We start from the raw sequence: 25,553 nt of genomic DNA on the forward strand, positions 1-25,553 counted from the left end.
CTGTGTGGGTGTGAGCAAAGTGGGTCATAAGTGGATGGGGGGCGGTGGCACAACGCCCCCCCGCCTCCAACGGCCGCCTATCTCGCCGTTTCCGACAAGAACAAGCAGGGCGACCGATGAGTCTCATCGCCACTCTGGGCGCCATAGAGATCGGACTGGTGTTCGCTCTCGTGGCGCTCGGCGTCTACGTCACCTTCCGCGTGCTCGACTTCCCCGACCTGACGGTCGACGGGACCCTGCCGCTCGGCGCCGCGGTCGCGGCAGCGATGATCGCCGGCGGCGTCAATCCGGTGCTGGCGACCCTCGCGGCTATCGTCGCCGGCTGCCTCGCCGGCACGGTCACCGCCTGGCTCAACATCCGCTTTTCGATCCTGCACCTGCTCGCCGGCATCCTGACGATGACGGCGCTGTTCTCGATCAATCTGCGGGTGATGGGGGTGCCGAACATCCCGCTGATGAACCGGCCGACGGTGATCGACCTCTTCACCTGGCTGAACCCGTTGATCGCCGCGACCGGGCTACCGGGCCGTCCAACCCTGCGCGTGCTGGCCCTTCTGATCATCGTCACCGTGATCGCCGCTTTGCTCGCGCGCTTCCTCAAGACCGAATTCGGCCTCGCCATGCGCGCCACCGGCGCCAATCCGCGCATGGCGCGGGCGCAAGGCATCCGTACCGACATGCACGTCTATGTCGGCGTCGCCCTGTCGAACGGCCTCGTCGCGCTGGCGGGCGCCCTGTTCGCGCAGACGGCTGGCTTCGCCGATGTCAGCATCGGCACCGGCACCATCATCGCCGGCCTCGCCGCCGTCATCCTCGGCGAGACGATCTTCCGCACGCGCTCGATCGTGATCGCGGTGTTCTCCTGCCTGATCGGCGCCATCGCCTATCGTCTCGCCATCGCGCTCGCTTTGAACGCCGGCTGGCTCGGCCTGCGCGCCTCCGACCTCAACCTCGTCACCGCTGTGCTGGTCGGCATCGCCCTGATGCTGCCTGGTGTCGCCAACCCGCTGCGCGGCCTGTTCAAGCGGAGCGCGCCATGATCAGCGTCCGGGACGTTCATGTCACCTTCGGGCGCGGCACGCCGCTGGAGAACCGGGCGCTACGCGGGCTCGACCTGAAGGTCGCCGATGGCGAGTTCGTCACCGTCATCGGCTCGAACGGTGCCGGCAAGTCGACATTGCTCAATGTTCTGAGCGGCGACGCCCGGGCCGAGAGCGGCACGGTCGAGGTCGACGGCATCGATGTGACGCGCTGGCCGACGCCGAAACGCGCAGGCCTGATCGCCCGCGTCTTCCAGGACCCGATGGCCGGCACCTGCGAGCGCCTGACGATCGAGGAGAACATGGCGCTGGCCCAGGCGCGCGGCCGCACCCGCGGCCTCGGCGCCGCACTCGATGCATCGCGCCGGACCCTGTTCCGCGACAAGCTGGCGATGCTGGGGCTCGGATTGGAAGATCGTCTCGGCGATTCGATGGGGCTCCTATCGGGCGGGCAGCGCCAGGCGGTCAGCCTGCTGATGTCGACGCTGGCGGGAACCAAGACCTTGCTGCTCGACGAGCACACTGCCGCACTCGACCCACGCACCGCCGCCTTCGTGCTCGACCTGACCCGGCGCATCGTCGACGAGCAGAAGTTGACCGCGCTGATGGTCACCCATTCGATGCGCGACGCGCTCGACCATGGCAGCCGCACCGTGATGCTGCACGAGGGCAAGGTCGTCTTCGACATCGCCGCCGAGCGCCGCAAGGCGATGGACGTTCCCGACCTGTTGCGCCTGTTCAAGCAGGTACGCGGCGAGGAGCTCTCCGACGACAGCCTGCTGCTGAGCTGAGGCTTTTCCGTCATTGCGAGCGCAGCGAAGCAATCCAGGGGGCCGTAGAGCTCTGCCTCTCTTGGATTGCTTCGTCGCTACGCTCCTCGCAATGACGACTAGGCCCGGATTTTCACATTCCGCGCCAGGAAATCGATGAAGGCGCGCATCCGCGCCGGCACGAAGCCACCCTGCCCGAGATAGACGGCGTGGATCACCTCGATGTCGCCAGGGTTGAAGTCCTCCAGCACTGTGACGAGCCGTCCTGCGGCAACCTCGGCCTGGGTATGGAAGCGCCCAAGCCGGGCGAGCCCGACACCGGCGACGGCGAGCTGGCGCGCGATCTCGCCATCGCCGACCTGGGTGTTGCCGACCGCGGCGATCGAGATCAGCGCACCGTCGACGCGAAAGGGCCAGCCCTCGACCGAGCGGGCGAAATTGAAGCCGATCAGGTTGTGCTTCGCCAGATCGGCCGGCGTCTTCGGCTCGCCATGGCGGGCGAGATAGGCGGGCGAGGCGACGACGGCGACGGCGCTTTCGCCGATCTTGCGCGCCATCAACTGGTTGCCGCGCAAGGGACCTGGCGCGACCCGGATCGCGATGTCGGCCCGCTCCTCGATCAGGTCGACGACCTGGTCGGTGAAGACGAGATCGACCGAGAGCTCGGGGTGCTCAGCCAGGAAGGCCGGCAGCAGCGGCAGCAGAATTTGGTTGCCGAAGGCGACGTTGGCGTTGACGCGCACCCGGCCGCGCGGCGCGCGTCCGGCCGCGGCCTCAGCCTCGGCTTCGGCGATGTCCGAGAGAATGGCAACGCAGCGCTGGTGGAAGGCCTGGCCTTCCGCAGTCAATTGCAGCTTGCGCGTCGAGCGGTTGATCAGCCTTGCGCCAAGCCTGCCCTCCAGCCTCGTGACCAGTTTGCTGACGGCCGATGGCGTCATGCCGAAGAGCTTGGCAGCGGCGGAGAAGCCGCCGCGCTCGACCACGGCCGCGAACACTTCCATCTCGCCGGAGCGATTGCTGAGCAGGGTTGCCATGGTGAATTCAGTTCACAAGTGATGTTACGGGCGGCATTCTAGTTCAAACCGCTGCATTGCACCATCTGGCTGGCTCCAGTCTCGCTTGGCGCGGAGCCTCCCATGCCCATTGCCGTCTATGCCCTCACCGCCGGTGCCTTCGGCATCGGCACCACCGAATTCGTCATCATGGGCCTGTTGTTGCAGGTCGCCGCCGACCTGCAGGTCTCGGTCGCGATGACCGGCCTGCTGATCTCCGGCTATGCGCTCGGCGTCTTCGTCGGCGCGCCGGTGCTGACCCTCGCCACCCGCAAGCTGCCGCGCAAGCAGGTGCTGATCCTGCTGATGGCGATCTTCACCCTCGGCAACATCGCCTGTGCGCTCGCCCCGAGCTACGGGCTCCTGATGGCGGCGCGCATCGTCACCTCGCTGGCGCACGGCACCTTCTTCGGCGTCGGCTCTGTGGTTGCGACCAGCCTCGTGCCCGAGGACAAGAAGGCCTCGGCCATCGCCGTGATGTTCACCGGCCTCACGATCGCGACCCTGCTCGGTGTGCCCGCCGGCGCCTGGCTCGGCCTGCATTTCGGCTGGCGCGCGACCTTCTGGACCATCGCCGCAATCGGCGTCGTCGCCATGCTGGTGCTGGCTCGTCTCGTCCCGGCCGACAAGGGCAAGGTCGAGGTCGCGCCGCTGCGCGACGAGCTTGCAACCCTCGCCGACCCGCAGGTCCTGCTCGGCCTCGCCATGACCGTACTCGGCTTCGGCGGCGTCTTTGCGGTCTTCACCTATATCCAGCCGATCCTGGTCGAGATCACCGGCTTCTCGCAGGAAGCCGTCTCGCCGATCCTCTTGCTCTTCGGCCTTGGCCTGATCGTCGGCAACATGCTCGGCGGCAAGTTCGCCGACCGCAACCTGCCGCTCGCTTTGCTCGCCACCACCGCGACGCTCGCCATCGTGCTCTTCGCGATGACCGCGACGCTACGTTCGCCGGTCGCGGTGACGATCTTCGTCGGCCTGATCGGCGCCGCCGCCTTCGCGACCGTCGCACCCTTGCAGATGCGCGTGCTCGACAAGGCCGGTCCGGCCGGGCGCAATCTCGCCTCCAGCCTCAACATCGCCGCCTTCAACCTCGGCAATGCCTTCGGCGCCTGGCTGGGCGGCGTCACCATCGACCACGGCCCGGGGCTGGCCGCCGTGACCTGGGTCGCCGCCCTGGTGCCGCTGGCGAGCCTTGTGCTGGCCGTGATCAGCCTGCGCCTCGACAAGCGCCCGCAGACGGCGCTGCAGACTGCCCCGGCCTCCTGCCCGCAGTGAGCTTTATCAAAGACTTCGCAGAAGGAATTCGACCATGGACTACAGATATCTCGGCCGCTCCGGCCTGAAGGTTCCCGCCCTCAGCTTCGGCGCCGGCACCTTCGGCGGCCAGGGCCCGCTCTTCAGCAACTGGGGCACCAGCGACGCCAAGGAAGCGACCCGTCTCGTCGACATCTGCCTCGAGGCTGGGCTCAACCTGTTCGACACCGCCGATGTCTACTCGAACGGCGCTTCCGAGGAGATCCTCGGCGCGGCGATCAAGGGCCGGCGCGACAAGGTCCTGATCTCGACCAAGCTGACCCTGCCGATGGGCGATGGCCCCAACGACGCCGGCTCCTCGCGCAGCCGCCTGATCGACGGCACCGAGGCCGCGCTGCGCCGGCTCGGCAGCGATCATATCGACCTGCTCCAGCTCCACGCCTTCGACGCCTTCACCCCTATCGAGGAGGTGCTCTCGACGCTCGATGCACTGGTTCGCGCCGGAAAGATCCGCCAGGTCGGCGTCTCCAATTTCGCCGGCTGGCAATTGATGAAGTCGCTCGCGCTGGCCGAGAAGCACGGCTTCCCGCGCTATGTCGCCCATCAGGTCTATTATTCTCTGGTCGGCCGCGACTACGAGTTCGACCTGATGCCGCTCGGCCTCGACCAGGGCGTCGGCGCGCTGGTCTGGAGTCCGCTCGGCTGGGGCCGCCTCACCGGCAAGATCAGGCGTGGCCAGCCGTTGCCCGAGGGCAGCCGCCTGCACCAGACCGCCGATTTCGGCCCGCCGGTCGACGACGAGAAGCTCTACGCCATCGTCGACGTGCTCGACGAACTCGCCAAGGAGATCGGCAGGACCGTCCCACAGATCGCGATCAACTGGCTGCTACAGCGCCCGAGCGTTGCCTCGGTGATCATCGGCGCCCGCAACGAGCAGCAATTGCGCGACAATCTCGGCGCCGTCGGTTGGGCGCTGACACCGGCTCAGATCGCAAGGCTCGACAAGGCGAGCGCGACGGTCCCGCCGTACCCTGCCTTCCCGTATCATCGCCAGGAGGGCTTTGCCCGGCTCAACCCGCCGGTGGTTTAGCTCCTTCTTCGCTCACATCGTCATCCCGGACGCAGCGAAGCGGAGATCCGGGATCCGTGCCGGAGCCTTCCCGATCTAGGTTCAGGCATGGATCCCGGGTCTCCCTTCGGTCGCCCGGGATGACTTGGTCTAGGGAACATCGACGCGGCTTGATTTTTTGCGCTCCCGCCTGTCGGCTGCGGGCCCGGTCAGACGTCCTTGGCCATGAGAGGAGCCGCCGATGCACTACGCCATCCTTTGCTATCATTCCGAAGAGGTCGTCACGGCCTGGACGAAGGAGCAGAACGAGGAGGTCATGGGCCGCCTCGAAAAGATCCGCCAGCGCATCGCCAAGGAAGGCAAGCTCGGCCCCGTCGCGCGCCTGCTGCCGACCACGGCGGCGACGACCCTGCGCAAGGATCGTGACGCACCGCTTATCCTCGACGGCCCCTTCGCCGAAACCAAGGAGCAGTTCCTCGGCTTCTACATCGTCGACGTCGCCGATCTCGACGAGGCGCTCGGTATCGCGCGCGAGCTCGGCGAGGCCAATCCCGGTGGCGCCTTCGAGGTTCGCCCGCTTGCGGTCTACTATCCGGCCGGAGTCTGAAAATGGCCGATCTCGCCTGGATCGATGCGGCGCTGCTTGCGGCACGCCCCCAGGCGATCAGCGCATTGCTGCGCTATTTCCGCGATCTCGACATCGCCGAGGAGGCCTATCAGGAGGCCTGCCTCAGGGCGCTCAAGACCTGGCCGCAGAACGGACCGCCACGCGACCCAACCGCCTGGCTGATCTTCGTCGGCCGCAATGTCGCGCTCGATCAGGTCAGGCGACAGAAGAAGCAGGAACCGTTGCCGCAGGACGACCAGATCTCCGACCTCGGCGATGCCGAAAGCGATGTCGCCGAGCGGCTCGACGGGGCCCACTACCGCGACGACATCCTGCGGCTGCTGTTCATCTGCTGCCATCCCGAGCTGCCTGCAACGCAGCAGGTCGCACTCGCCCTGCGCATCGTCTCGGGGCTGAGCGTCAAGCAGATCGCCCGGGCCTTTCTCGTCGGCGAAAGCGCGATGGAGCAGCGCATTACCCGGGCCAAAGCGCGAATCGCCGCCGCCGAGGTGCCGTTCGAAGCGCCCGGCCCTGTCGAGCGCGGCGAACGGCTCGCGGCGGTCGCAGCGATGCTCTACCTCGTCTTCAACGAAGGCTATTCCGCCTCGGGCGCGGAAGCCGACCGCCGCCGGCCGTTCAGCGAGGAAGCGATCCGCCTGGCACGCCTGCTGCTCAGGTTGTTCCCGACCGAGCCCGAGATCATGGGGCTCGCAGCGCTGATGCTGCTCCAGCATGCGCGCTCGGCGGCCCGTCTCGACACCAGCGGGGCAATCGTGCTGCTCGACGATCAGGACCGGGCGCTTTGGGACCGGCACCTGATCGCGGAAGGCCTCGCCCTGATCGACAAGGCCATGCGCCACCAATCCCCGGGTCCCTACCAGCTCCAGGCCGCGATAGCGGCGGTCCATGCCCGCGCGGCGCGGCCTGAGGAGACCGACTGGGCGCGGATCGACCTGCTCTACGCCACGCTGGAGCACATCCAGCCTTCGCCCGTCGTAACGCTGAACCGTGCGGTTGCAGTCGCCAAGCTGCGCGGTCCCGAAGCTGCGCTCGCGCTCGTCGAACCGCTGGAAGCATCGCTCTCCGGCTATTTCCACTTCTTTGGCCTCAAAGGCGGGCTGCTGCAGCAGCTCGGCCGCGGCCGTGAGGCACGGATCGCCTTCGACCGGGCGATCGCCCTTGCGAATAGTGCCAGCGAGGCGGCCCATATCAGGCTGCATATCGACCGGCTCATGCAGGACAGCGGCGTATCCAGCGCGAGCTGAGTGCGCGACCGGTTCGCGACGCGCTGGTTGTGAGGCGCCTCATCGGCCGCCTGAACAGTCTGCTGTAGTTCGCAGTTACAAAAGCTTGCGCCAGCATCCTAACATATTGGATTAACTTTCAAGGCTCAGCGCCAACCTCGTCAGCAAGCGGGCGAGCTCGGCCTGCTCCGTGGCATCGAGGCCGTCCAGCAGCCGGCGCTCCAGCGCCATGTCCTCGCGAAAGGCGGCTTCGGCCTTGGCCCGGCCGGTCTCGGTCAACTCGACCAAGAGGCTGCGCCGGTCCTCCTGCGCCTCGCGGCGCCGGATCAGCCCGGCCGCTTCCAGCCGATTGAGGCGCGCCGTCAGCCCGCCCGAGGAGATCATGAGCGTCTGGTAGAGCGCGGTCGGCGTCAGCCGCCAGGGCTCGCCCGAGCGCAACAGGGTCGAGATCACATCGAACTCGCCGGCATCGAGGTCGTGACGGGCGAAGACCGCCTCGATGCCCGGTCGCAGCCGCAGGGTGATCCGCCTGGCGCGGCCGATCACCGCCATCGGGCTGGTGTCGAGATCCGGCAGTTCGCGGGCCCATTGCGCCCGCAGCCGATCGACATGGTCCTGCCGCTCTTCAACCGCACCGTCCATCCCGATCTCCAGCTCCTGTCCGATCCTGTCAGCAGAGACGTCAGATATATCTTGACGTCAAGACAATTGGCGATTTATCTCGACATCAAGATAAATGGAGACAGCGATGCAAGCACAAGTTCCGTTCACGCTCGCCGGGCTCGACCATGTGGTGTTCCGCACCGCTGACACCGCCCGCATGCTCGGCTTCTACCAGGACGTTCTCGGCTGCCCGGTCGAACGCCGGCAGGATGAGCTCGGGCTGGTGCAATTGCGCGCCGGCCGCTCGCTGATCGATCTCGTCGACGTCGCCGGCCCGCTCGGCCGCGCCGGCGGCGCCGCCCCTGGCGCCGAGGGCCGCAATGTCGACCATATCTGCCTGGGGATCAGGCCTTTCGACGAAGCCGGCCTGCGCGCACACCTGGAGCGCCACGGCATCGCCATCGTCGCAGCCGGCCCGCGCTACGGCGCCGAGGGCGAAGGCCAGGCGATCTACATCCGGGACCCCGGCGGCAACGCGATCGAGCTCAAAGGAGCCGAATGAGCGCCGGAACCGGCCTTTCGAAAAATAGTCCACGACCTTTGTCGGCTTAGACAGGTCGCCAACGTCCTAGCGTCAGGCCTCCGGAAAACCCGGCCGGCAGAGACGAAACCAACGTCCAGCAGCAGAAAAGGGAGTTTCGCCATGTCGCAAGCAGCAACCGCCCAGAAGCCAGAAGCCCAGCCGGAAACCCGCGGCGGTGTCGTGCCGTATATCAGCGTCGATGGCGCGGTGAAGGCCTCCGAATTCTATCAGAAGGCCTTCGGTGCCGAGGAAGTCGCCCGCCAGCCGGTCGACGACAAGGGCCGCACCATGCACATCCACCTCTACGTCAATGGCGGCTCGCTGATGCTCAGCGACCCCTACCCGGAATACGGCTACCCCTGGCAGCAGCCGCAGGGCTGCACGCTGACCCTGCGCGTCGACGATATCGACTTCTGGTGGAAGCGCGGCGTCGAAGCCGGAATGGAAGTCGTCACGCCGGTCGAGGTGATGTTCTGGGGCGACCGCTACGGCCAGTACCGCGACCCGTTCGGCTTCCTCTGGGCCTTGGTTTCCGCGGTCAAGTAATCGGCGCGCCGGCGCGAGGCCGGCGTCGCAATCCCATTTCGCGCGCTTCAGCCGGTCGCCCTTCGCACCGGGCCAGCGAAGCCATGCCCGATCAAGCCATGCCCGTTCCGGAGAGAACCATGCATTTGGACATCCAAGACACCGCTACAGCTCCGGCAATGCTCTGGCTCGGCCGCGTGATGAGCGGGCTAGTCGTCGCCTTCCTGATCTTCGACGGAGGCATCAAGCTCGCCCCGCTCTCGGTGGTGACCGAGACGATGCAGCAGCTCGGCTACTCCGCCTCGCCCGAGCTGGCACGCGGGCTTGGCGTGATGACGCTGGCGATCGCCCTACTCTACGCGCTGCCGCGGACCAGCATTCTCGGCGCGATCCTGCTGACCGGGCTGCTCGGCGGCGCTATGGCGACGCATCTGCGCGTCGGGAGCCCGCTCTTCAGCCATCTCTTCTTCGGCCTCTATCTCGGCTTGCTCGCCTGGGGCGGGCTCTACCTGCGCGACACAAAGTTGCGGCGCATGATCCCGCTGCGCGCAGAATCCTGAATCTTCGCCAAATGCGTGCCGCCATCCTGTCGCAAACTGACGGGAAGCCGCCCTACCTTCTTCAGCAAGTCTCTTCGGAGGCGCCAACACAGGAGGAAAGCCGCCATGTCCACCACCGCAGAAGCCGACAAGGCCCAGGACTTCTCCGGATGCACGCCGGCCAAGGCTCAGGCGGAGCATGAATGGCTGCACAAGCTCGTCGGGGAATGGACCTATGAGGCCGACTGCCTGATGGGCCCTGACCAGCCGCCGATGAAATCGAGCGGAACCCATCGGACGACCTCGTTCGGCGGCCTCTGGATCGTCGGCGACGGCGAGGGCAAGATGCCGGACGGCTCACCGGCGCAGACCCGGCTGACCCTCGGCTACGATGCCCTGAAGGGTGTGTTCGTCGGCAGCTTCATAGGCTCGATGATGTCCAATCAGTGGGTCTACTCCGGCAAGCTCGACGCTTCCGGCAAGATCCTCACCCTCGACACGGAAGGTCCCGACTTCACCACGCCGGGCAAGACCGCGAAGTATCAGGACATCCTCGAGATCAAGAGCGACGACCACCATACCCTGTCATCGCAGGCGCAGGGTCCGGACGGGCAGTGGCACAGCTTCATGACCGCGCATTACCGCCGCAAGCGGTAGCGCCAAGGCGCCGCACGCGGCTGCGGCAACCATTGGACGAGGGCGCGGGCCGGCCGGCTCCGCGCCCTCGTGCTTGACCCGCACGCGCGTTCGGGGCCATGTGCAATCGCAATGACAACGGGTGGGGACGGCCCCGGACGGCGATGCGCATCCTGCTGATCGACAATTACGACAGCTTTACCTGGAACCTGGTCCACCTGATCGGCGGGCTCGGAGCCGAGGTCGAAGTTCGCCGCAACGACTCGCTGACGGTCGCGGAGGCGCTCTCCGGCGGCCACGGCGCCATCGTGCTCTCGCCCGGCCCGTGCACACCGACCGAAGCCGGCATCTGCCTCGACCTCGTCCGCGAAGGCGCCGGCAAGGTGCCAATGTTCGGGGTCTGCCTGGGCTTGCAGACCATCGGCCAGGTCTTCGGCGGCGAGGTCGTGCGCGCACCGCTGCCGATGCACGGCAAGGTCTCGACCGTGACGCACCGCGCGCGCGGCCTGTTCCACGGCATCAACGGTCCGCTCGAGGCGACGCGCTACCACTCGCTGGTGGTGAAGCGCGAAACCTGCCCGGAGGTGCTCTCGATCGAGGCGGAATCCGGCGACGGCATGATCATGGCGCTCTCGCATCGCGAGCTGCCGGTGCATGGCGTGCAGTTCCATCCGGAAAGCATCGCCTCGGAGCACGGCGCGACGATCCTGCGTAATTTCCTCGATCTCGCCGAACGATGGTCGGCCGCGTCCGACTCCGCCGCCCTTTCCGCGACAGCCTGATCGATCGAGTTCCCATGGAAGACTTCAAGCCCTTCATCGCCAAGGTCGCGACCGGCGCCTCGCTTTCGCGCGAGGAGGCCCGCGACGCCTTCGAGACCATGCTTTCGGGCGGCGTCACCAACGCCCAGGCGGCCGCCTTCCTGATGGCGCTGCGCGTTCGCGGCGAGAGCACCGAAGAGATCGCCGGTGCCGTCAGCGCCATGCGCGCCCGCATGCTCACCGTTTCGGCCCCGGCCGAGGCGATCGACATCGTCGGTACCGGCGGCGATGCGTCGGGTTCCTACAACGTCTCGACCCTGGCTTCGATCATCACCGCCGCCTGCGGCGTGCCGGTCGCCAAGCATGGCAACCGCGCGGCGTCCTCGCGCTCCGGCGCGGCGGACGTGCTGACGGCGCTCGGCGTCAAGGTCGGGCTCGAGCCCGCCGGAATCGAACGCAGCATCCGCGATGCCGGCGTCGGCTTCATGTTCGCCCCCGCCCATCACGCCTCGATGCGCCATGTCGCGCCGGTGCGCACCGAGCTCGGCACCCGTACGATCTTCAACCTCGTCGGGCCTCTCTCCAATCCGGCCGGGGTGAAGAAGCAGCTCGTCGGCGCCTTCTCGGAGACCTGGCTCGAGCCGATGGTGAAGGTGCTCGCCTCGCTCGGCTCGCAGTCGATCTGGGCCGTGCACGGCTCGGACGGGCTCGACGAGATCACCACCACCGGCCCGACCCGCGTCGTCGCGCTCAAGGACGGCAAGATCGAGAGCTTCTCGATTTCGCCCGAGGATGTCGGCATCGCCCGGGCGAAGTCCGAGGATCTGCGCGGCGGCGAGCCGGAGCAGAACGCCAAGGCCCTGCAGGACGTGCTCGACGGCAAGAAGAGCGCCTTCCGCGACATCGCAGCCTTCAATGCCGCGGCAGCCCTCGTCGTCGCCGGCAAGGCCGGCACGCTCAGCGACGGTCTGGCGCAGGCCTATCAGGCCCTCGACAGCGGCAAGGCCAAGGGCGTGCTCGCCGCGCTCGTCGCCAGCTCGAACGCCTGAGGCAGCCATGTCCGACATTCTGAAGCGGATAGAGGCCTATAAGCGCGAAGAGATCGTCGCCGCTCGCAGCGCCGTGCCGCAGGCCGAGATCGAGCGCCGCGCCGCCGCCATGCCGCCGCCGCGCGACTTTCTCGGCGCGCTCGAAGCCAAGCGGCGGGCCGGGCAGCCGGCACTGATCGCCGAGATCAAGAAGGCGAGCCCGTCCAAGGGCCTGATCCGGCCGGATTTCGATCCGCCGGCCTTGGCGAAGGCCTATGCCGAAGGCGGCGCCGCCTGCCTTTCGGTGCTGACCGACACCCCCTCCTTCCAGGGCCAGCCGGAATATCTGGCGCAGGCGCGCGAGGCCTCCGGTCTGCCGGGCCTGCGCAAGGATTTCATGTTCGAGCCCTATCAGGTCTTCGAGGCCCGCAGCTGGGGCGCCGACTGCATCCTCGTGATCATGGCCTCGGTCGACGACGGTGCCGCCCGCGAGCTGACCGATACCGCCAAGGCGCTCGGCATGGCCGTGCTGGCGGAGGTCCATGACGAAGCCGAGCTCGAGCGGGCGCTGAAGCTCGACACCCGTCTCGTCGGCATCAACAATCGCGACCTGCGCAGCTTCGAGGTCAGCCTCGCCGTGACCGAACGCCTGGCACCGCTGGTCCCGGCCGACCGGCATCTCGTCGGGGAGAGCGGCATCTTCAGCCATGCCGACATCACCCGGCTTCAGGGCTGCGGCGTCAACACCTTCCTCGTCGGCGAAAGCCTGATGCGTCAGCAGGATGTTGCAGGCGCGACCCGCCAGCTCCTGACCGGAAAGGCGACGGAGGCGGCGGCGTGAGCCGGCTTTCGCATCTCGACAGCCAGGGCCAGGCCCACATGGTCGATGTCGGCGACAAGGCGGAAACCGCCCGGATCGCCGTCGCCGAAGGCAGCGTCGTGATGCAGGCGGAAACCCTCGCGATCGTGCGCGCCGGCGACGCCAAGAAGGGCGACGTGCTCGGCACTGCCCGCCTCGCCGGGATCATGGCGGCAAAGAGAGCCCACGAGCTGATCCCCCTCTGCCACCCGCTGCTACTGACCAAGATCGCCGTCGACCTTTCCATCGACGAGGCCCTGCCGGGCGTGCGTGTGCGGGCCGAAGTGCGCCTCACCGGCAAGACCGGCGTCGAGATGGAAGCGCTGACCGCCGTCAGCGTCGCCTGCCTGACGGTCTACGACATGGTCAAGGCGGTCGATCGCGGCATGCGTATCGAAGCGATCCAGCTCGTCCACAAATCCGGCGGCAAGTCCGGCGTCTACGAAGTTGCGGAAGGGCAGAGATGAGCCTGACACCGGTTGCGGTCGCGCTGCGCGCGCTGCTCGACAGCGTTCCCGGGACCACCGGCGCCGAAACCCTGCCGCTGGCGCGCTGCGCCAGCCGGGTGCTGGCGGCCGATGTCGCGGCGCTGCGCACCCAGCCGCCCTTCGCCAATTCGGCGATGGACGGCTATGCCGCCCGTGCCGATGATCTCCAGCCCGGCAAGGAATTGCGGGTCATCGGCGAATCCGCCGCCGGCCGCGGTTTTTCCGGCGCGGTCGCCCCCGGCGAGACCGTCCGCATCTTCACCGGAGCGCCGCTGCCCGAGGGCACCGACGCCATCCTGATCCAGGAGCATGCCGAGGGCGTCGACGGCCCGGTGATCCGCGTCACCAAGGCGGCGGCCAAGGGCCAGTTCGTGCGCGCCGCCGGGCTCGATTTCGGCAGTGGCGAGATCCTGCTCGCGGCCGGCCGCCGCCTCGACAGCGCCGCGCTCGGCCTTGCGGCCGCAATGGGGCATCCGGAGCTGTCGGTGCGCCGCAAGCCCGTGGTCGCGATCCTCGCCACCGGCGACGAGCTCGTCCTGCCGGGCGAGCCGGTCGGACCCGACCAGATCGTCGCCTCGAACAGCTATGCGCTGGCCGCACTGGTCGAGCAGGCGGGCGGCACAGCGCTCGATCTCGGCATCGCCCGCGACAACCACCCCGACCTCGCCGCCCGCATCGAGGCGGCGAAGGCGGCGAATGCCGATGTGCTGATCACGCTCGGCGGCGCCTCGGTCGGCGCGCATGACCTCGTCCAGGCCGCGCTCAAGGCCCAGGGCATGGATCTCGGCTTCTGGAAGATCGCGATGCGGCCGGGCAAGCCGATGATGATGGGCAGGCTCGGCCCGATGGTCGCGCTTGGCCTCCCCGGCAACCCGGTCTCCTCGATCGTCTGCGGACACCTCTTCGTCACGCCGCTGATTGAGGCCCTGCTCGGCATGGCCGAGCCAGAGCGCGACCGCGGCGAGCCGGCGGTCCTCGCCGTCGACCTGCCGGCGAATGACGAACGCCAGGACTATCTGCGCTCGACCTTCGTGACGGAAGCCGGCGAGCGCCGGGTGAAGCCCTTTCCCAAGCAGGATTCCTCGATGCTGGCGAACCTCGCCCGGGCCGAGGCGCTGGTGATCCGGCCGGTTTTCGCCGAACCGGCCAAGGCGGGCGATCCGTGCCGGATCATCCGGTTGCGCTGAGGCCGATCAGCGGCAGCGCAGATAGCGCGTGCCGCCATAGACGACCTCGTCGTTCGAGACGACCTTGAGGGTCCGGCTGGCGCGACGCTTCGGCCCGTCGATGCTGAAGCAGGTGCCGCTCATCCTGTATTCGTTGGCGGATACGCGGTCTATCCGGCTGAAATGGCAACCGCCCTCGCCGGCCTCGCCGGTGCGGCCGCCGCGGTTGAAGCCGACATAGGCGCCCTCGGTGCCCTCCTTCAGCCATCTGCAGCCCTGCTGCGCGGGATCGCCGAATTCGCCGCGCACCGGCAGTTCGGCGGCGCTCGCCATACCGGCCACCGCCGCGGCCATCAGCGCGCTCAATATCCTCAACCTGACCGCCATCGCTCCCTCCTCTCGCCGTGGCGCCCCACGCTGGGCAAAGCTTCGCTTGCACGCAGAAGGGCCAGTTTCGCGCGGCGCAATACGGCCGACGGACGTCCCTTGCGGAACACAAGGCGAACGGGTATGTTGTTCGTGCTTTGTTTCGATTCCGATGCGAAAGGCCGGGGCGGCGAGATCATGCTGACACGCAAACAGTTCGAACTGCTTCGCTTCATCCATGAACGCCTGCGGGAATCCGGCGTACCGCCCTCCTTCGACGAGATGAAGGACGCGCTCGACCTGCGCTCCAAATCCGGCATCCACCGGCTGATCATGGCGCTGGAGGAACGCGGTTTCATTCGCCGGCTGCCGAACCGCGCCCGCGCGCTCGAAGTCATCAAGATGCCGGACGGGATCGGCGGGCCGCAGGCGCAGCGCGGGCGCTTCAGCCCCTCGGTCGTCCAGGGCGGACTCGGCCAGACCCCGCCTGCCCCGGCAGCCAATCTAGCCAAGCCGCGCCCGGCGGGCGCCGAGGACAGCGGGCGCTCCACCGTCTCCATCCCAGTTATGGGCCGCATCGCCGCCGGCACGCCGATCTCGGCGATCCAGGATCGCAGCCATAGCGTCTCCATGCCCGCCGACATGCTCGGCGGCGGCGAGCACTATGCGCTCGAAGTCCGCGGCGATTCGATGATCGAGGCCGGTATTCTCGACGGCGACACCGTGGTCATCCGCAAGCAGGACACGGCCAATACCGGCGACATCATCGTCGCCCTGATCGACGACGAGGAAGCGACGCTGAAGCGCCTCCGCAAGCGCGGCTCCTCGATCGCGCTCGAGGCGGCCAACCCGGCCTATGAGACCCGCGTGCTCGGCCCGGACCGGGTCAAGATCCAGGGCCGGCTCGTCAATCTGATGCGGCGCTACTGAAGCATCCCGCTGTCCTCCGCCTGCTCAATCGGTGCAGCGGCGGACGATGGGGCGGGAGGCGCACGAGCTGGCTCCGCTGGAGAAGGCGCGGCGGGAGCGGGCCGGGCCCGGGTCCAGGGTCGCAGGCGCGTTGCGTCCTCGGCGGTGTAGGCGCGCCAGCTGCCGCCGCGCACGGACCCAAGCGCCGTCGCGCCATCGCGGGCGAGCGCGGCCCGGTCGATCAGTCGGGCGGTACAGGTGCCGTTGACGTGGAGCGGCGTGACGACGAGGTCGGCGCGCTGGCAGTCCTCGACGATGGCGACGCGGTCCTTTGTGTAGGCGACACTGCGGCCATCCTTGAGACGGATCACGCAGCCGCGCGCGTCGCAGGCGGCGCCCTCTCGCAAGGTGGCATCATCCGGAGGGCGGGAATCGCCGTCGGCATGGAGCCATTGCGTCAACACGAAGTGACTCGGCTTGCCTGCCAGGACGAGTCGTCCTTCGGCACCGCGCACCAGGATGCCGGAGCCGTCGCGCTCGATCAGGATGTCGGGCCGCGTCGGGTCCGAGGCGAGCGCCAGGCCGGCACAGAGCGGCAGGGCCGCGAGGAAGCGCAGGGCCGTCGTCCACAAGGTCAGCCAGAGCAGCGCCAGCGCGAACAGGGCGAGCGCCATGGCATCGAAGGCAGGCAGCACCACGGTCGAGCGTTCCATGCTGGCGACCCAATGGGCGAGCTGCAGGACGAGACCGGAAGCCCAGCCCATCAGGGCCCAGGCCGGCCAGTCGAGCCCGAATGGATAGGCCAGCACGCCGAAGACCGCGGCCGGCATGACGATCAGCGAGACGAAAGGCAGGGCGAGCGCGTTGCCGAGCAGGCCGAACGGGTTGAAGGTCTGGAAGTGGTAGACGCCGAAGGGCGCAGTCGCGGCCGTCGCCAGCAAGGTGGTGACGATGATGCCGACGGCTGAGAGCCAGAGCGGCCGCAGCGGCCAGGGCCAGCTTGCGGCGGCCGCATCCGGCGGGCGCTCCTGCCAGCGTTCGGCGAAGGCGATCAGCGCCGCGACCGCGCCGAAGGACATCTGGAAGCTCGGCCCGAGCAGCGCCTCCGGCTCGCGCAGCAGCACGATGATCGCGGCGAGTGCGAGATTGGGCATGCTGAGGGCCGGCCGGTCGACCAGGATGGCGCCGAGCATCACCAGCGTCATGATCAGCGAGCGCACGGTCGCAACCTCTGCGCCGGAGAAGACGCAATAGGCGGTAGCGCCGAACATCGCGGCGAGCGCGGCGATTTTCTTGACTGGCCAGAACAGCGCGATGCCTGGCGACAGCGCCAGCAATGCCCTCGCGAGCCAGAAGATCGTGCCGGCCGCCAGGACCATGTGCAGGCCGGAGATCGAGACGATGTGGTAGATGCCGGCGGCGCGCAGGTCGTCATTGGTCGGCTCAGTGATCAGGCCACGCTTGCCGGTGACCAGGGCGGCCGCCATCGCACCCGCCTGCCCGCCGCCGATGGTGGCGATGCGCTCGGTCAGCGCATTGCGGGCCTGGTCGATCGCGACGCTCCAGGCAAGTTGCCGCGACTGCGGCACCGGCGCCGGTGCCAGCGCGACCTTGCCGGCGATGCTGCCGACGGCGCCGATGCCACGGAAGAAGGCGTCGCGGGCAAAGTCGTAGCCGCCGGGACGCGCCGGCCCGGGCGGCGGCAGGAGCCGCGCGGTCGCGACGATGTGATCGCCCGGCTTCAGGGTCGTCGCGGCTGTGCTGACACGTATCCGGCGCGGCCGCTGCTGCGGGTCGACGCCCGGCATGTCGGTGACCACGACGAGGAGGCGGACACCCTTCTCGCGCTGCTCCAGTGCCTCGACGAAGCCGGTGACCTTGCCGACATGGAGGCGGGCGAGCGCCGGCGCCGCGATACTCGCCGTGCGCCAGGCTCCGGCCGCGAAGCCGGCGAAGACGGCGGCGAACCCCAGGCAGATCGCCATGGCGAGGCGCTTATGGCGCAGCAGCGACGCTGCGAGCGCCGACAAGGCGAAGCCGAGCAGCGGCGCAATCAGGCCCGGCTCACGATCGGCGAGGAAATACAGGATGACGCCGAGCCCGAGCGGCACGGGAAGCCAGTTGAAGAGGCGGCGGCGCTCGACCTCGGTTTCAAGCATGGCACCGAGGTGCATGCGCCAGCTGGCGGGATTCCAGGCTGGGCTCTGCGTCAGACGGCGCGTCCATCCTGCCCCGCCCTGCAAGGCAAGGACAGCCGCAACGGTCTTGCGGCGACGCCGGGGCGGAACGGAGAGCAATCGGCCTCCCTTTTGCCGCCAGCGCAGGAAGCGCTTAACGGCGGCCGCAAAGCCATGTTACAGCGACCGCGCCGGTTGTCAGCCCCGGCCGAGACCGCCCGTGAGCCGGCCCTCGCCCTTCATCCGCCCGTTCCGTCGGAGTCCTTCTTTCATGAGCGATGAGGTCGTCACGCGCTTTGCGCCGTCGCCTACCGGATTCCTCCATATCGGCGGCGCCCGCACCGCCCTGTTCAACTGGCTCTATGCACGCCGCCACGGCGGCAGGATGCTGTTGCGTATCGAGGATACCGATCGCGAGCGCTCCACCGATGCTGCGATCGCCGCGATCCTCGACGGTCTGTCCTGGCTCGGCCTCGATTGGGACGGTCAGACCGTCTACCAGTTCCAGCGCGCCGCTCGTCACCGCGAGGTCGCCGAGCAGATGCTCGCCGCCGGCAAGGCCTATTATTGCTATGCGACGCCGCAGGAACTCGACGAGATGCGCGAGAAGGCCAAGGCCGAAGGCCGGCCGATGCGCTATGACGGGCGCTGGCGCGACCGCGACCCGGCGACGGCGCCGGCCGGCGTCAAGCCGGTGATCCGCCTGCGGGCCGAGCAGACCGGCGAGACCGTGGTCGAGGACGAGGTCCAGGGCCGCGTCGTCTGGCAAAACGAGAATCTCGACGACCTCGTCCTGCTGCGCTCCGACGGCAACCCGACCTATATGCTCGCCGTGGTCGTCGATGACCATGACATGGGTGTCACCCATGTCATCCGCGGCGACGACCACCTCACCAATGCGGCGCGGCAGACGCAGATCTATCAGGCGATGGGCTGGAAGGTTCCCAGCATGTCGCACATCCCGCTGATTCACGGCGCTGACGGGGCCAAGCTCTCCAAGCGCCATGGCGCGCTTGGGGTCGATGCCTACCGGGCCATGGGCTATCTGCCGGCCGCCTTGCGCAACTATCTGCTGCGCCTCGGCTGGAGCCATGGCGACCAGGAGATCTTCTCGACCGAGGAGATGACGGCGCTGTTCAACCTCTCGTCGATCGGGCGCTCTCCGGCGCGCTTCGACTATGCCAAGCTGGAGAACCTGAACGGGCTCTATATGCGCCAGTCGGACGACCGCGAGCTGCTGGAGGCGCTCAAGGCGATCCTGCCCGAGATCGGGCCGGCCCGCGGTGTGCCGGCGAAACTCGCCCCGGCGCTCGAAAGCCGGTTCCTAGCCGCCATGCCCGGACTGAAGGAACGCGCCAAGACTTTAGTCGAACTGCTGGACAGCGCCTTCTATCTCTATGCCCAGCGTCCGTTGGCCCTCGAGCCCAAGGCGGCTGCACTGCTCGACGATGCGGCGCGCGAGCGGATGCCGAAGCTGGCCGCGAAGCTCGCGGCGCTGCCGGATTGGGAAACCCCGGCGCTCGAAGCCGCCGTGCGTGAATTCGCCGAGGCAAACAGCGTCAAGCTCGGCCAGGTGGCGCAGCCGCTGCGCGCCGCCCTGACCGGCCGCACCACCTCTCCGGGGCTGTTCGACGTGATGGCCGTGCTCGGGCGCGAGGAGGTTCTGGCGCGGCTCTCCGACGTCGCCTGAGCCGGCAGCGCAGGAGCGGCGATGCCGCACTGCGGGAGGTAACAGCGGAGGCCATGTCGCTCTCTGTTGAACCCCTCCCGGAAATGGTCTAGCAACGCGGCGTGGCGGCTGCTCCTTCCCCGGAGCGGCCGCTGCCAAAAACGCTTCAAAATCAGTCTGATGAACGCTTCCTCGCCGCAGCGGCACCCTCACATTCCGTCATGGAGCCGGCATTGCGGAGCTTCGGACGGCGCCAGATGACCAGTGATCGGTCGGAACGACATTCGGCCGCTGAGATGATTTGAGATCGAGCCTGAAAGGATCGGCATCCATGAGCGGAACCACGAGTCAGTTGAGTGTCGACGGCAAGACCGTCGACATGCCGGTCAAGGCTGGATCGATCGGACCTTCGGTCATCGACATCGGCAAGCTCTACGCCCAGACCGGGATGTTCACCTACGATCCCGGCTTCACCTCGACGGCGAGCTGCGAGTCGCAGATCACCTACATCGACGGCGACGAGGGCGTGCTGCTCTATCGCGGCTACCCGATCGAACAGCTCGCCGAGCACGGCGACTTCCTCGAGACCTGCTACCTGCTGCTCTACGGCGATCTGCCGACCGCGGCCCAGAAGGCCGATTTCGATTATCGCGTCACGCGCCACACCATGGTGCACGAGCAGATGGCCCGCTTCTTCCAGGGCTTCCGCCGCGACGCGCACCCGATGGCGGTACTGGTCGCCTCGGTCGGCGCCATGTCGGCCTTCTACCATGACTCGACCGACATCTCGGACCCGCAGCAGCGCATGATCGCGTCGATGCGGATGATCGCCAAGATGCCGACGCTGGCGGCGATGGCCTACAAGTACACGATCGGCCAGCCCTTCGTGTACCCGCTGAACTCGCTGGACTACAGCTCGAACTTCCTGCGCATGTGCTTTGCGGTCCCGGCCGAGGAGTACAAGGTCAACCCGGTGCTGGCGCGGGCGCTCGACCGCATCTTCATCCTGCACGCCGACCACGAGCAGAACGCCTCGACCTCGACGGTCCGCCTCGCCGGCTCCTCGGGCGCCAATCCCTTCGCCTGCATCGCGGCCGGCATCGCCTGCCTTTGGGGGCCCGCCCATGGCGGCGCCAACGAGGCCGCCCTCAAGATGCTCGAGGAGATCGGCTCGGTCGACAACATCCCGAAATACATCGCCAAGGCGAAGGACAAGAACGATCCCTTCCGCCTGATGGGCTTCGGGCATCGCGTCTACAAGAACTACGATCCGCGCGCCAAGATCATGCAGAAGACCACGCATGAGGTGCTCAACGAGCTCGGCATCAAGGACGACCCGCTGCTCGACGTCGCGATGGAGCTGGAGCGCATCGCCCTCTCCGACAGCTACTTCATCGAGAAGAAGCTCTATCCGAACATCGATTTCTATTCGGGCATCACGCTCAAGGCGATGGGCTTCCCGACCTCGATGTTCACGGCGCTGTTCGCGCTGGCGCGCTCGGTCGGCTGGATCGCGCAGTGGAAGGAGATGATCGAGGATCCGTCCCAGCGCATCGGCCGTCCGCGCCAGCTCTATACCGGCGCGCCGAAGCGCGACTACGCGCCGATCGGCCGGCGCTGAGCCGCACGCCATTCCAAGCCTTTTTGGGGCCGCGACGGGAAACCGCCGCGGCCTCATTGTTTCCAGGCATTGAGCTTTAGCCTGATCGTGACCTGCCGCCTCGACGCGCTACAGTCAGCTACAACGTCCAGGAGGATTTGAATAATGCCTCGTCCAACAGATCTGAGCCGCCGCAGCTTCCTCGTCGGCGCCTCGGCACTTCCGCTCGCCGGCGGGCTCGCTGCCCCCGCCTATGCACAAGCCAATTTTCCGACCCGGCCGATCACGCTGATCGTTCCCTTCGCAGCCGGCGGCTCGACTGACATCGTCGCGCGCCTCGTCGGCCAGAAGATGGGCGAGCTGCTCGGCCAGTCCGTGGTGATCGACAATCGCGCCGGCGCCGGCGGCAATATCGGCTCGACGGCCGTCGCGCGCGCGACGCCGGACGGGTACACGCTGCTGATGGGCACGATCTCGACCCATGCCCTCAACCCGGCCATCCTGAAGACGGTGACCTTCGACGCGGTCAAGGATTTCACGCCGATCTCGCTGCTGGCAGTAGTGCCCAATGTCATGGTGGTGCATCCGAGCTTCCCGGCGAAGACGGTCCAGGAGGTCTTGAAGGTCCTGAAGGACAATCCGGGCAAGTACTCTTATGCCTCGTCCGGCGTCGGCACGCCGCTGCACCTCTCGGGAGAGCTCTTCAAGTCGCTCGGCGGCGTCAGCATGAACCATGTGCCGTATCGCGGCGCCGGGCCCGCGCTGAACGATGTCGTATCCGGCGCGGTGCCGATCATGTTCGACAACCTGCCCTCCTCGGCGCAGTTCATCCGCACTGGGCAGTTGCGCGCCATCGGCGTGACCACCAAGGAGCGGGTTTCGTCCTTCCCGGATCTGCCGACGATCGCCGAAGGCGGCCTTGCTGGCTATGAGACCTACACCTGGAACGCACTCTTCGGCCCCGCCAACATGCCAAAGGCGGTCGTCGACAAGATCAATGCCGCGGCGAACAGTTCGCTGACCGATCCGACCGTGAAGCAACGGCTGGAGGATGTCAGCGCCGTCATCGTCGGCTCAACCCCGGAAGCCCTGGGCGAGCACGTCAAGGCTGAGCTGGCGAAATGGGCGCCGATCGCCAAGGCCTCGGGCGCGGCCGTCGAATAGCGCGGCGCTATCGTCCGGACACGGCGGCCGCTCGCGCTTCCACCAGCGCGAGCGCCGCTTCGACGGCATTCGCGGCCGGACTCGGTCCGGCACGGCGCATCTCGCGCTCGACTCCGGCGAAACCATCGAGCTGGCGCGTGCGGGCAGCCCCCTCCGGGATCACTGCGAGCAGCGCCTGCGCCAGCGCGTCCGGCGTTACATCGTCCTGGATGAACTCGGGAACGATATTCTCGCCGAGAATGAGATTGGGCAGGATCACGGTCGGCAGCTTGATCAGGCGGCGAGCCAGTGCAGCCTCCCAGCCGGCGCCACGATAGGCCGCGACGGTCGGTACCTGCGCCAGAGCGAGCTCAAGGGTCACCGTGCCGGACGCAGCGAGCGCGGCGCGCGCCTGACGGAAAGCCGCGAGCTTGGCCGCTTCGCCCGTGACGATCTCTGGCTTCACCGACCAGTCGGCAACGACCTGGCTGATGGTGTCGACTAGACGCGGCACGGCCGGAAGGACGAAGCGCGCCTGCGGCAAGGCCTGGGCGATACGAGCGATCGTCTCGCCGAAAGCCGGCATGAGATGGCGGATCTCGGAACCACGGCTGCCGGGAAGCACGAGAATGAGGGGAGCCGCCGCATCGGCTCGCAAGCGGGCCTCGTCGACATCGGGGCGCAGCTCATCCAGACGCTCGATCAGCGGGTGCCCGACATAGACCGTCTCCGGTCCGCCGAGGCGCGCCAGAGCTTCCGGCTCGAACGGCAACAGCGCCAGGATGCGGTCGACATGCGGGCGCATGCGCCGCGCCCGGCCCTGTCGCCAGGCCCAGACGCTCGGGCAGACCCAGTGTGCGATCGGCACTGCCGGATTGAGCCTGCGCAGCTTCTTGTCGACGCGCAGCCCGAAATCCGGAGCGTCGATCGTCAGCATCAGATCGGGAGCGCAGGCCGCCGCGGCCTTCGCAGCGTCAGATATCCGCCGCAGCAGCAGCGGCAGGCGTGCCACGACCGGGCCGAAGCCCATCACCGCGATGTCTTCCTGCGGGAAGACGCTCTCCAGCCCTTCGGCCGCCAGGACTTCGCCACCGACGCCATGCAACACGAGAGGGCGCTCGCCGAGATGCTGGCGTAGTTGCTGCACGAAGCGGGCACCGAGCGCGTCGCCGGAGGCTTCGCCCGCGACGATGAAGAGCCGGAACGGCCGGATGCTCACGCCACGCCCTCGACGAAGATGCCGGCGGCATCGGCCTGGGCCGCGAGGCGGGCACGGTCGCCGACCAGGACGCCTCCGGCGCGCACGGCGATTCCGGCGAGCCCTGCCTCGGCAACACGCGCGACGGTGTCCGGTCCGATCGCCGGCATATCGACGCGCAGGTCCTGGCCGTGCTTCGGCGCCTTGACGAGGACACCGTCGCCCTTTCCGAGCTTGAGGCGCCCTGCCCTGACCAGAGTTGCGACGCGTTCGAGCATGGCATCGGTGCCCTCGGCCGCCTCGACCGCGATCACGCGATGATCGGCGATCACGGCGCCTTGGCCGATATCGAAAGGCGACAGCGCCGCCAAGAGGTCGAAGCCCCGCAGCAAGGCGTCGCGGGCGACCGAAGCCGGCACCGTCCGTCCGAGAGGCCCGAGCGGCGCGACGATTTCCGGCGCCATCTCCGCCGGGCTCCCGACCCGGAACCCCTGCCCCTCGAAAAAGCTCACGACACCCCGAAGCAGGTGATCGTCACCGCCCTGGAAGGCGCGCGCGAAATGCGGCAGGTACTTCAAGGTCGACAGCTCGGGCGCCAGCGCACCGAAACTCGGACGCGGCAGCGCGCCGATCATCACGATATCGGTGACCTCACGACGCTTCAACGCATCGAGAAGGCGGCCGAGCTGGCCAAGCCGGTATTCCTGCGCGTCGCAGCCCGGGAAATCCGTGACATTCGCAGCCCCCGAAAGAGCCGCGACATAAACCTCGGCACCTGCGGCCAGAGCATTACGAGCGACATGAGCCGGGTATTCGCCGGCGCCAGCCAGGATCGCCAAGCGCAGCCCGGCTCGTCTGCCGGGCCCTTCCGCGGGGCCCGTGTTCACCGGTCCGGCGCGGTAACGTCGTGCGGCACGCAGATTGCGCGCTCGCCGCCGCTGCGGATGAAGTCGAGGATCTCGTGGATCAGCGGATGCGAGGCGAACTCGCTGGCGACGTCCTCGACGCGCTCCGACAAGGTGCCTTCATCGGCGAAGAGCAGACGGTAGGCCCGGCGCAGCTCATGGATCTGCTCGCGGGAGAAGCCGCGGCGCTTCAGGCCGACCAGGTTGAGGCCGGCGAGATGAGCCGGGTTGTCCCGCACCATGCCGAACGGAATGACATCGTGCATCACGCCGGCACCGCCGCCGATGAAGGCGTGATCCCCGACGCGGATGTACTGGTGCAACCCGGTCCCACCGCTGACGATGACGAAATCGCCGACGGTGACGTGCCCCGCGCACATCACATTGTTCGAGAAGATGACGTTGCTGCCGATGATGCTGTCATGACCGACATGCGAATTGGCGAGAAACAGGCCGCGATCACCGATCACGGTCTTCATGCCGCCGCCCTCGGTGCCCGGATTCATCGTGACGCCTTCACGAATCACGCAATCAGCCCCGATGGTTAGCGTCGAAGGCTCACCCTTGAACTTCAGATCCTGAGGCGGATGCCCGATGGAAGCGAAGGGGTAGATTTTCGTGCGGGCGCCGATGCTGGTGATGCCCGCAACCGCGACATGGCTGATCAACTCGACCCCGTCATCGAGCGTGACCTGCGGACCGACCGTGCAGAACGGACCGATGACGACTCCCTCGCCCAGCCGTGCAGCGGGGTCGACGACCGACATCGGGTGGATCGTGGCACTCATGAAATGGGACCTGTCGACTTGGATTCTGGTCGGAAGCAGCGGCGCGGGGTCAGACTGTGCCGCGTTTCACATCACCATGGCGGAGAGCTCGGCCTCGGCGACGAGAACGCCATCGACCTTGGCCTCGCCGCGGTAGAACCAGATATTGCGCTTGCGTGCGATCTTAGTGAGGTGAAAGCGCAGGCTGTCCCCCGGAATCACCGGCTTGCGAAACTTGACCTTGTCTATCGTGGTGAAGAGCACGGTCGAGACCGCAGCCTCATCGTCGCCGCGCGAGCTCACGACGAGCACGCCCGCCGTTTGGGCCATTGCCTCGATCATCAGTACGCCCGGAAAGACGGGTCGGCCCGGGAAATGTCCGGTGAACTGAGGTTCGTTGACGGTGACGTTCTTGATGCCGACGCCGGAAGCATCGCCATCCATCTCGATCACGCGGTCGACAAGCAGAAAAGGATAGCGGTGCGGAATGCAGGCCATGATCTTCTGGATATCGGCCACGCCGAGCGATTTCGTCGCATCCGTCATCTTATCACTTCTCCCAAAGCGCCTTCCGGCCACGCCTCCGGTCGCTCAC

At 67.6% G+C, this 25,553-nt stretch carries 27 protein-coding genes; 19 read left to right on the top strand and 8 right to left on the bottom strand.

The window, feature by feature from the left end; genetic code table 11:
* Positions 1 to 116: 116 nt before the first annotated feature.
* Positions 117 to 1,040, top strand: a complete 924-nt coding sequence (locus tag AC1REK_RS11320; protein ID WP_492267964.1) for an ABC transporter permease — start codon at positions 117 to 119, stop codon at positions 1,038 to 1,040.
* A complete protein-coding gene (locus AC1REK_RS11325) occupies positions 1,037 to 1,831 on the top strand; it encodes an ABC transporter ATP-binding protein (protein WP_492267963.1) in 795 nt (264 codons plus the stop codon). The genes AC1REK_RS11320 and AC1REK_RS11325 overlap by 4 nt, the downstream gene beginning before the upstream one ends.
* 98 nt (positions 1,832 to 1,929) lie before the next feature.
* On the opposite strand, the gene AC1REK_RS11330 is transcribed toward AC1REK_RS11325, so the two are convergent.
* Entirely contained in the window at positions 1,930 to 2,844 is a 915-nt protein-coding gene (locus tag AC1REK_RS11330; RefSeq protein WP_316017161.1) for a LysR family transcriptional regulator, read from the bottom strand.
* A gap of 102 nt (positions 2,845 to 2,946) precedes the next feature.
* Here AC1REK_RS11330 and AC1REK_RS11335 point away from each other — a divergent pair, with 102 nt between their 5' ends.
* The 4 genes from AC1REK_RS11335 (at position 2,947) to AC1REK_RS11350 (ending at position 7,057) form a co-directional block, all read left to right on the top strand.
* The gene (locus tag AC1REK_RS11335; protein ID WP_492267962.1) at positions 2,947 to 4,137 is read left to right on the top strand and encodes an MFS transporter; all 1,191 of its coding nucleotides are present in this window, start codon (positions 2,947 to 2,949) and stop codon (positions 4,135 to 4,137) included.
* Positions 4,138 to 4,171: 34 nt separating this feature from the next.
* Positions 4,172 to 5,206: an aldo/keto reductase gene (locus AC1REK_RS11340; protein ID WP_492267961.1), complete on the top strand. Its 1,035-nt coding sequence runs from the start codon at positions 4,172 to 4,174 to the stop codon at positions 5,204 to 5,206.
* A gap of 220 nt (positions 5,207 to 5,426) precedes the next feature.
* On the top strand, positions 5,427 to 5,792 hold the full coding sequence (locus AC1REK_RS11345; RefSeq protein ID WP_492267960.1) for a YciI family protein: 366 nt from the start codon (positions 5,427 to 5,429) through the stop codon (positions 5,790 to 5,792).
* A 2-nt stretch (positions 5,793 to 5,794) separates the two neighbouring features.
* Positions 5,795 to 7,057, top strand: coding sequence for an RNA polymerase sigma factor (locus AC1REK_RS11350; RefSeq protein ID WP_492267959.1), 1,263 nt, complete (start codon positions 5,795 to 5,797; stop codon positions 7,055 to 7,057).
* Positions 7,058 to 7,168: 111 nt separating this feature from the next.
* Here the strand turns inward: AC1REK_RS11350 and AC1REK_RS11355 are convergent, their stop codons facing one another.
* Complete coding sequence (locus AC1REK_RS11355; protein ID WP_492267958.1) at positions 7,169 to 7,678, bottom strand: MarR family winged helix-turn-helix transcriptional regulator; 510 nt, start codon at positions 7,676 to 7,678, stop codon at positions 7,169 to 7,171.
* A 106-nt stretch (positions 7,679 to 7,784) separates the two neighbouring features.
* Here AC1REK_RS11355 and AC1REK_RS11360 point away from each other — a divergent pair, with 106 nt between their 5' ends.
* The 9 genes from AC1REK_RS11360 (at position 7,785) to AC1REK_RS11400 (ending at position 14,245) form a co-directional block, all read left to right on the top strand.
* Positions 7,785 to 8,201 carry a VOC family protein gene (locus tag AC1REK_RS11360; protein WP_492267957.1) on the top strand — a complete coding sequence of 139 codons (417 nt, stop codon included), beginning with the start codon at positions 7,785 to 7,787 and terminating at the stop codon, positions 8,199 to 8,201.
* 141 nt (positions 8,202 to 8,342) lie between these two features.
* On the top strand, positions 8,343 to 8,768 hold the full coding sequence (locus AC1REK_RS11365; protein WP_492267956.1) for a VOC family protein: 426 nt from the start codon (positions 8,343 to 8,345) through the stop codon (positions 8,766 to 8,768).
* Between the two features lie 119 nt (positions 8,769 to 8,887).
* Positions 8,888 to 9,307, top strand: coding sequence for a DoxX family protein (locus tag AC1REK_RS11370; RefSeq protein WP_492267955.1), 420 nt, complete (start codon positions 8,888 to 8,890; stop codon positions 9,305 to 9,307).
* A 105-nt stretch (positions 9,308 to 9,412) separates the two neighbouring features.
* Positions 9,413 to 9,943 (top strand): DUF1579 domain-containing protein, encoded by a 531-nt coding sequence (locus tag AC1REK_RS11375; RefSeq protein WP_492267954.1) that lies wholly within the window; start codon positions 9,413 to 9,415, stop codon positions 9,941 to 9,943.
* 143 nt (positions 9,944 to 10,086) lie between these two features.
* Positions 10,087 to 10,704, top strand: a complete 618-nt coding sequence (locus AC1REK_RS11380; RefSeq protein WP_316017171.1) for an anthranilate synthase component II — start codon at positions 10,087 to 10,089, stop codon at positions 10,702 to 10,704.
* Positions 10,705 to 10,718: 14 nt separating this feature from the next.
* Positions 10,719 to 11,732 carry an anthranilate phosphoribosyltransferase gene (trpD, locus tag AC1REK_RS11385; protein WP_492267953.1) on the top strand — a complete coding sequence of 338 codons (1,014 nt, stop codon included), beginning with the start codon at positions 10,719 to 10,721 and terminating at the stop codon, positions 11,730 to 11,732.
* A 7-nt stretch (positions 11,733 to 11,739) separates the two neighbouring features.
* The gene (gene trpC, locus AC1REK_RS11390; RefSeq protein WP_492267952.1) at positions 11,740 to 12,552 is read left to right on the top strand and encodes an indole-3-glycerol phosphate synthase TrpC; all 813 of its coding nucleotides are present in this window, start codon (positions 11,740 to 11,742) and stop codon (positions 12,550 to 12,552) included.
* The gene (gene moaC, locus AC1REK_RS11395) at positions 12,549 to 13,037 is read left to right on the top strand and encodes a cyclic pyranopterin monophosphate synthase MoaC (protein WP_492267951.1); all 489 of its coding nucleotides are present in this window, start codon (positions 12,549 to 12,551) and stop codon (positions 13,035 to 13,037) included. Before trpC ends, moaC begins: the two co-directional genes overlap by 4 nt.
* Positions 13,034 to 14,245, top strand: coding sequence for a molybdopterin molybdotransferase MoeA (locus AC1REK_RS11400; RefSeq protein WP_492267950.1), 1,212 nt, complete (start codon positions 13,034 to 13,036; stop codon positions 14,243 to 14,245). Before moaC ends, AC1REK_RS11400 begins: the two co-directional genes overlap by 4 nt.
* A 6-nt stretch (positions 14,246 to 14,251) precedes the next feature.
* Here the strand turns inward: AC1REK_RS11400 and AC1REK_RS11405 are convergent, their stop codons facing one another.
* Positions 14,252 to 14,611 carry a hypothetical protein gene (locus tag AC1REK_RS11405; RefSeq protein WP_492267949.1) on the bottom strand — a complete coding sequence of 120 codons (360 nt, stop codon included), beginning with the start codon at positions 14,609 to 14,611 and terminating at the stop codon, positions 14,252 to 14,254.
* A 177-nt stretch (positions 14,612 to 14,788) separates the two neighbouring features.
* Here AC1REK_RS11405 and lexA point away from each other — a divergent pair, with 177 nt between their 5' ends.
* Positions 14,789 to 15,520 carry a transcriptional repressor LexA gene (gene lexA / locus AC1REK_RS11410; protein ID WP_492267948.1) on the top strand — a complete coding sequence of 244 codons (732 nt, stop codon included), beginning with the start codon at positions 14,789 to 14,791 and terminating at the stop codon, positions 15,518 to 15,520.
* On the opposite strand, the gene AC1REK_RS11415 is transcribed toward lexA, so the two are convergent.
* Complete coding sequence (locus AC1REK_RS11415) at positions 15,514 to 17,658, bottom strand: ComEC/Rec2 family competence protein (RefSeq protein WP_492267947.1); 2,145 nt, start codon at positions 17,656 to 17,658, stop codon at positions 15,514 to 15,516. The two genes, lexA and AC1REK_RS11415, sit on opposite strands and share 7 nt — an antisense overlap.
* A 289-nt stretch (positions 17,659 to 17,947) precedes the next feature.
* On the opposite strand from AC1REK_RS11415, the gene gltX reads away from it, so the two are divergent.
* The 3 genes from gltX (at position 17,948) to AC1REK_RS11430 (ending at position 22,109) form a co-directional block, all read left to right on the top strand.
* Complete coding sequence (gene gltX, locus AC1REK_RS11420; protein ID WP_492267946.1) at positions 17,948 to 19,366, top strand: glutamate--tRNA ligase; 1,419 nt, start codon at positions 17,948 to 17,950, stop codon at positions 19,364 to 19,366.
* Positions 19,367 to 19,676: 310 nt separating this feature from the next.
* Complete coding sequence (gene gltA, locus AC1REK_RS11425; protein ID WP_316017180.1) at positions 19,677 to 20,966, top strand: citrate synthase; 1,290 nt, start codon at positions 19,677 to 19,679, stop codon at positions 20,964 to 20,966.
* A 144-nt stretch (positions 20,967 to 21,110) separates the two neighbouring features.
* On the top strand, positions 21,111 to 22,109 hold the full coding sequence (locus AC1REK_RS11430) for a Bug family tripartite tricarboxylate transporter substrate binding protein (RefSeq protein ID WP_316017181.1): 999 nt from the start codon (positions 21,111 to 21,113) through the stop codon (positions 22,107 to 22,109).
* A gap of 7 nt (positions 22,110 to 22,116) precedes the next feature.
* Here AC1REK_RS11430 and lpxB read toward each other — a convergent pair whose 3' ends face one another.
* The 4 genes from lpxB to fabZ all read right to left on the bottom strand — a co-directional run bounded on the left by lpxB (position 22,117) and on the right by fabZ (position 25,504).
* On the bottom strand, positions 22,117 to 23,307 hold the full coding sequence (gene lpxB / locus AC1REK_RS11435) for a lipid-A-disaccharide synthase (protein WP_492267945.1): 1,191 nt from the start codon (positions 23,305 to 23,307) through the stop codon (positions 22,117 to 22,119).
* A complete protein-coding gene (locus tag AC1REK_RS11440; RefSeq protein ID WP_492267944.1) occupies positions 23,304 to 24,125 on the bottom strand; it encodes an LpxI family protein in 822 nt (273 codons plus the stop codon). The genes lpxB and AC1REK_RS11440 overlap by 4 nt, the downstream gene beginning before the upstream one ends.
* A 44-nt stretch (positions 24,126 to 24,169) precedes the next feature.
* Positions 24,170 to 24,979 carry an acyl-ACP--UDP-N-acetylglucosamine O-acyltransferase gene (lpxA, locus tag AC1REK_RS11445; RefSeq protein ID WP_327521467.1) on the bottom strand — a complete coding sequence of 270 codons (810 nt, stop codon included), beginning with the start codon at positions 24,977 to 24,979 and terminating at the stop codon, positions 24,170 to 24,172.
* A gap of 66 nt (positions 24,980 to 25,045) precedes the next feature.
* Positions 25,046 to 25,504, bottom strand: coding sequence for a 3-hydroxyacyl-ACP dehydratase FabZ (fabZ, locus tag AC1REK_RS11450; RefSeq protein ID WP_316017185.1), 459 nt, complete (start codon positions 25,502 to 25,504; stop codon positions 25,046 to 25,048).
* Positions 25,505 to 25,553: the final 49 nt, after the last annotated feature.

The organism is Allobosea sp. GW823-FHT02B03 (assembly GCF_058797755.1).

What these genes read in the sequence shown, in the direction of transcription:
- AC1REK_RS11415 (WP_492267947.1), bottom strand. Translation starts at nt 17,658, where the DNA reads ATGCTTGAAACCGAGGTCGAGCGCCGCCGCCTCTTCAACTGGCTTCCC.
- AC1REK_RS11330 (WP_316017161.1), bottom strand. Translation starts at nt 2,844, where the DNA reads ATGGCAACCCTGCTCAGCAATCGCTCCGGCGAGATGGAAGTGTTCGCG.
- trpD (WP_492267953.1), top strand. Translation starts at nt 10,719, where the DNA reads ATGGAAGACTTCAAGCCCTTCATCGCCAAGGTCGCGACCGGCGCCTCG.
- AC1REK_RS11345 (WP_492267960.1), top strand. Translation starts at nt 5,427, where the DNA reads ATGCACTACGCCATCCTTTGCTATCATTCCGAAGAGGTCGTCACGGCC.
- AC1REK_RS11400 (WP_492267950.1), top strand. Translation starts at nt 13,034, where the DNA reads ATGAGCCTGACACCGGTTGCGGTCGCGCTGCGCGCGCTGCTCGACAGC.
- AC1REK_RS11320 (WP_492267964.1), top strand. Translation starts at nt 117, where the DNA reads ATGAGTCTCATCGCCACTCTGGGCGCCATAGAGATCGGACTGGTGTTC.
- AC1REK_RS11375 (WP_492267954.1), top strand. Translation starts at nt 9,413, where the DNA reads ATGTCCACCACCGCAGAAGCCGACAAGGCCCAGGACTTCTCCGGATGC.
- gltX (WP_492267946.1), top strand. Translation starts at nt 17,948, where the DNA reads ATGAGCGATGAGGTCGTCACGCGCTTTGCGCCGTCGCCTACCGGATTC.
- lexA (WP_492267948.1), top strand. Translation starts at nt 14,789, where the DNA reads ATGCTGACACGCAAACAGTTCGAACTGCTTCGCTTCATCCATGAACGC.
- AC1REK_RS11405 (WP_492267949.1), bottom strand. Translation starts at nt 14,611, where the DNA reads ATGGCGGTCAGGTTGAGGATATTGAGCGCGCTGATGGCCGCGGCGGTG.
- AC1REK_RS11350 (WP_492267959.1), top strand. Translation starts at nt 5,795, where the DNA reads ATGGCCGATCTCGCCTGGATCGATGCGGCGCTGCTTGCGGCACGCCCC.
- AC1REK_RS11355 (WP_492267958.1), bottom strand. Translation starts at nt 7,678, where the DNA reads ATGGACGGTGCGGTTGAAGAGCGGCAGGACCATGTCGATCGGCTGCGG.
- AC1REK_RS11335 (WP_492267962.1), top strand. Translation starts at nt 2,947, where the DNA reads ATGCCCATTGCCGTCTATGCCCTCACCGCCGGTGCCTTCGGCATCGGC.
- AC1REK_RS11365 (WP_492267956.1), top strand. Translation starts at nt 8,343, where the DNA reads ATGTCGCAAGCAGCAACCGCCCAGAAGCCAGAAGCCCAGCCGGAAACC.
- AC1REK_RS11430 (WP_316017181.1), top strand. Translation starts at nt 21,111, where the DNA reads ATGCCTCGTCCAACAGATCTGAGCCGCCGCAGCTTCCTCGTCGGCGCC.
- trpC (WP_492267952.1), top strand. Translation starts at nt 11,740, where the DNA reads ATGTCCGACATTCTGAAGCGGATAGAGGCCTATAAGCGCGAAGAGATC.
- AC1REK_RS11380 (WP_316017171.1), top strand. Translation starts at nt 10,087, where the DNA reads ATGCGCATCCTGCTGATCGACAATTACGACAGCTTTACCTGGAACCTG.
- fabZ (WP_316017185.1), bottom strand. Translation starts at nt 25,504, where the DNA reads ATGACGGATGCGACGAAATCGCTCGGCGTGGCCGATATCCAGAAGATC.
- AC1REK_RS11360 (WP_492267957.1), top strand. Translation starts at nt 7,785, where the DNA reads ATGCAAGCACAAGTTCCGTTCACGCTCGCCGGGCTCGACCATGTGGTG.
- AC1REK_RS11325 (WP_492267963.1), top strand. Translation starts at nt 1,037, where the DNA reads ATGATCAGCGTCCGGGACGTTCATGTCACCTTCGGGCGCGGCACGCCG.
- gltA (WP_316017180.1), top strand. Translation starts at nt 19,677, where the DNA reads ATGAGCGGAACCACGAGTCAGTTGAGTGTCGACGGCAAGACCGTCGAC.
- AC1REK_RS11370 (WP_492267955.1), top strand. Translation starts at nt 8,888, where the DNA reads ATGCATTTGGACATCCAAGACACCGCTACAGCTCCGGCAATGCTCTGG.
- AC1REK_RS11340 (WP_492267961.1), top strand. Translation starts at nt 4,172, where the DNA reads ATGGACTACAGATATCTCGGCCGCTCCGGCCTGAAGGTTCCCGCCCTC.
- lpxA (WP_327521467.1), bottom strand. Translation starts at nt 24,979, where the DNA reads ATGAGTGCCACGATCCACCCGATGTCGGTCGTCGACCCCGCTGCACGG.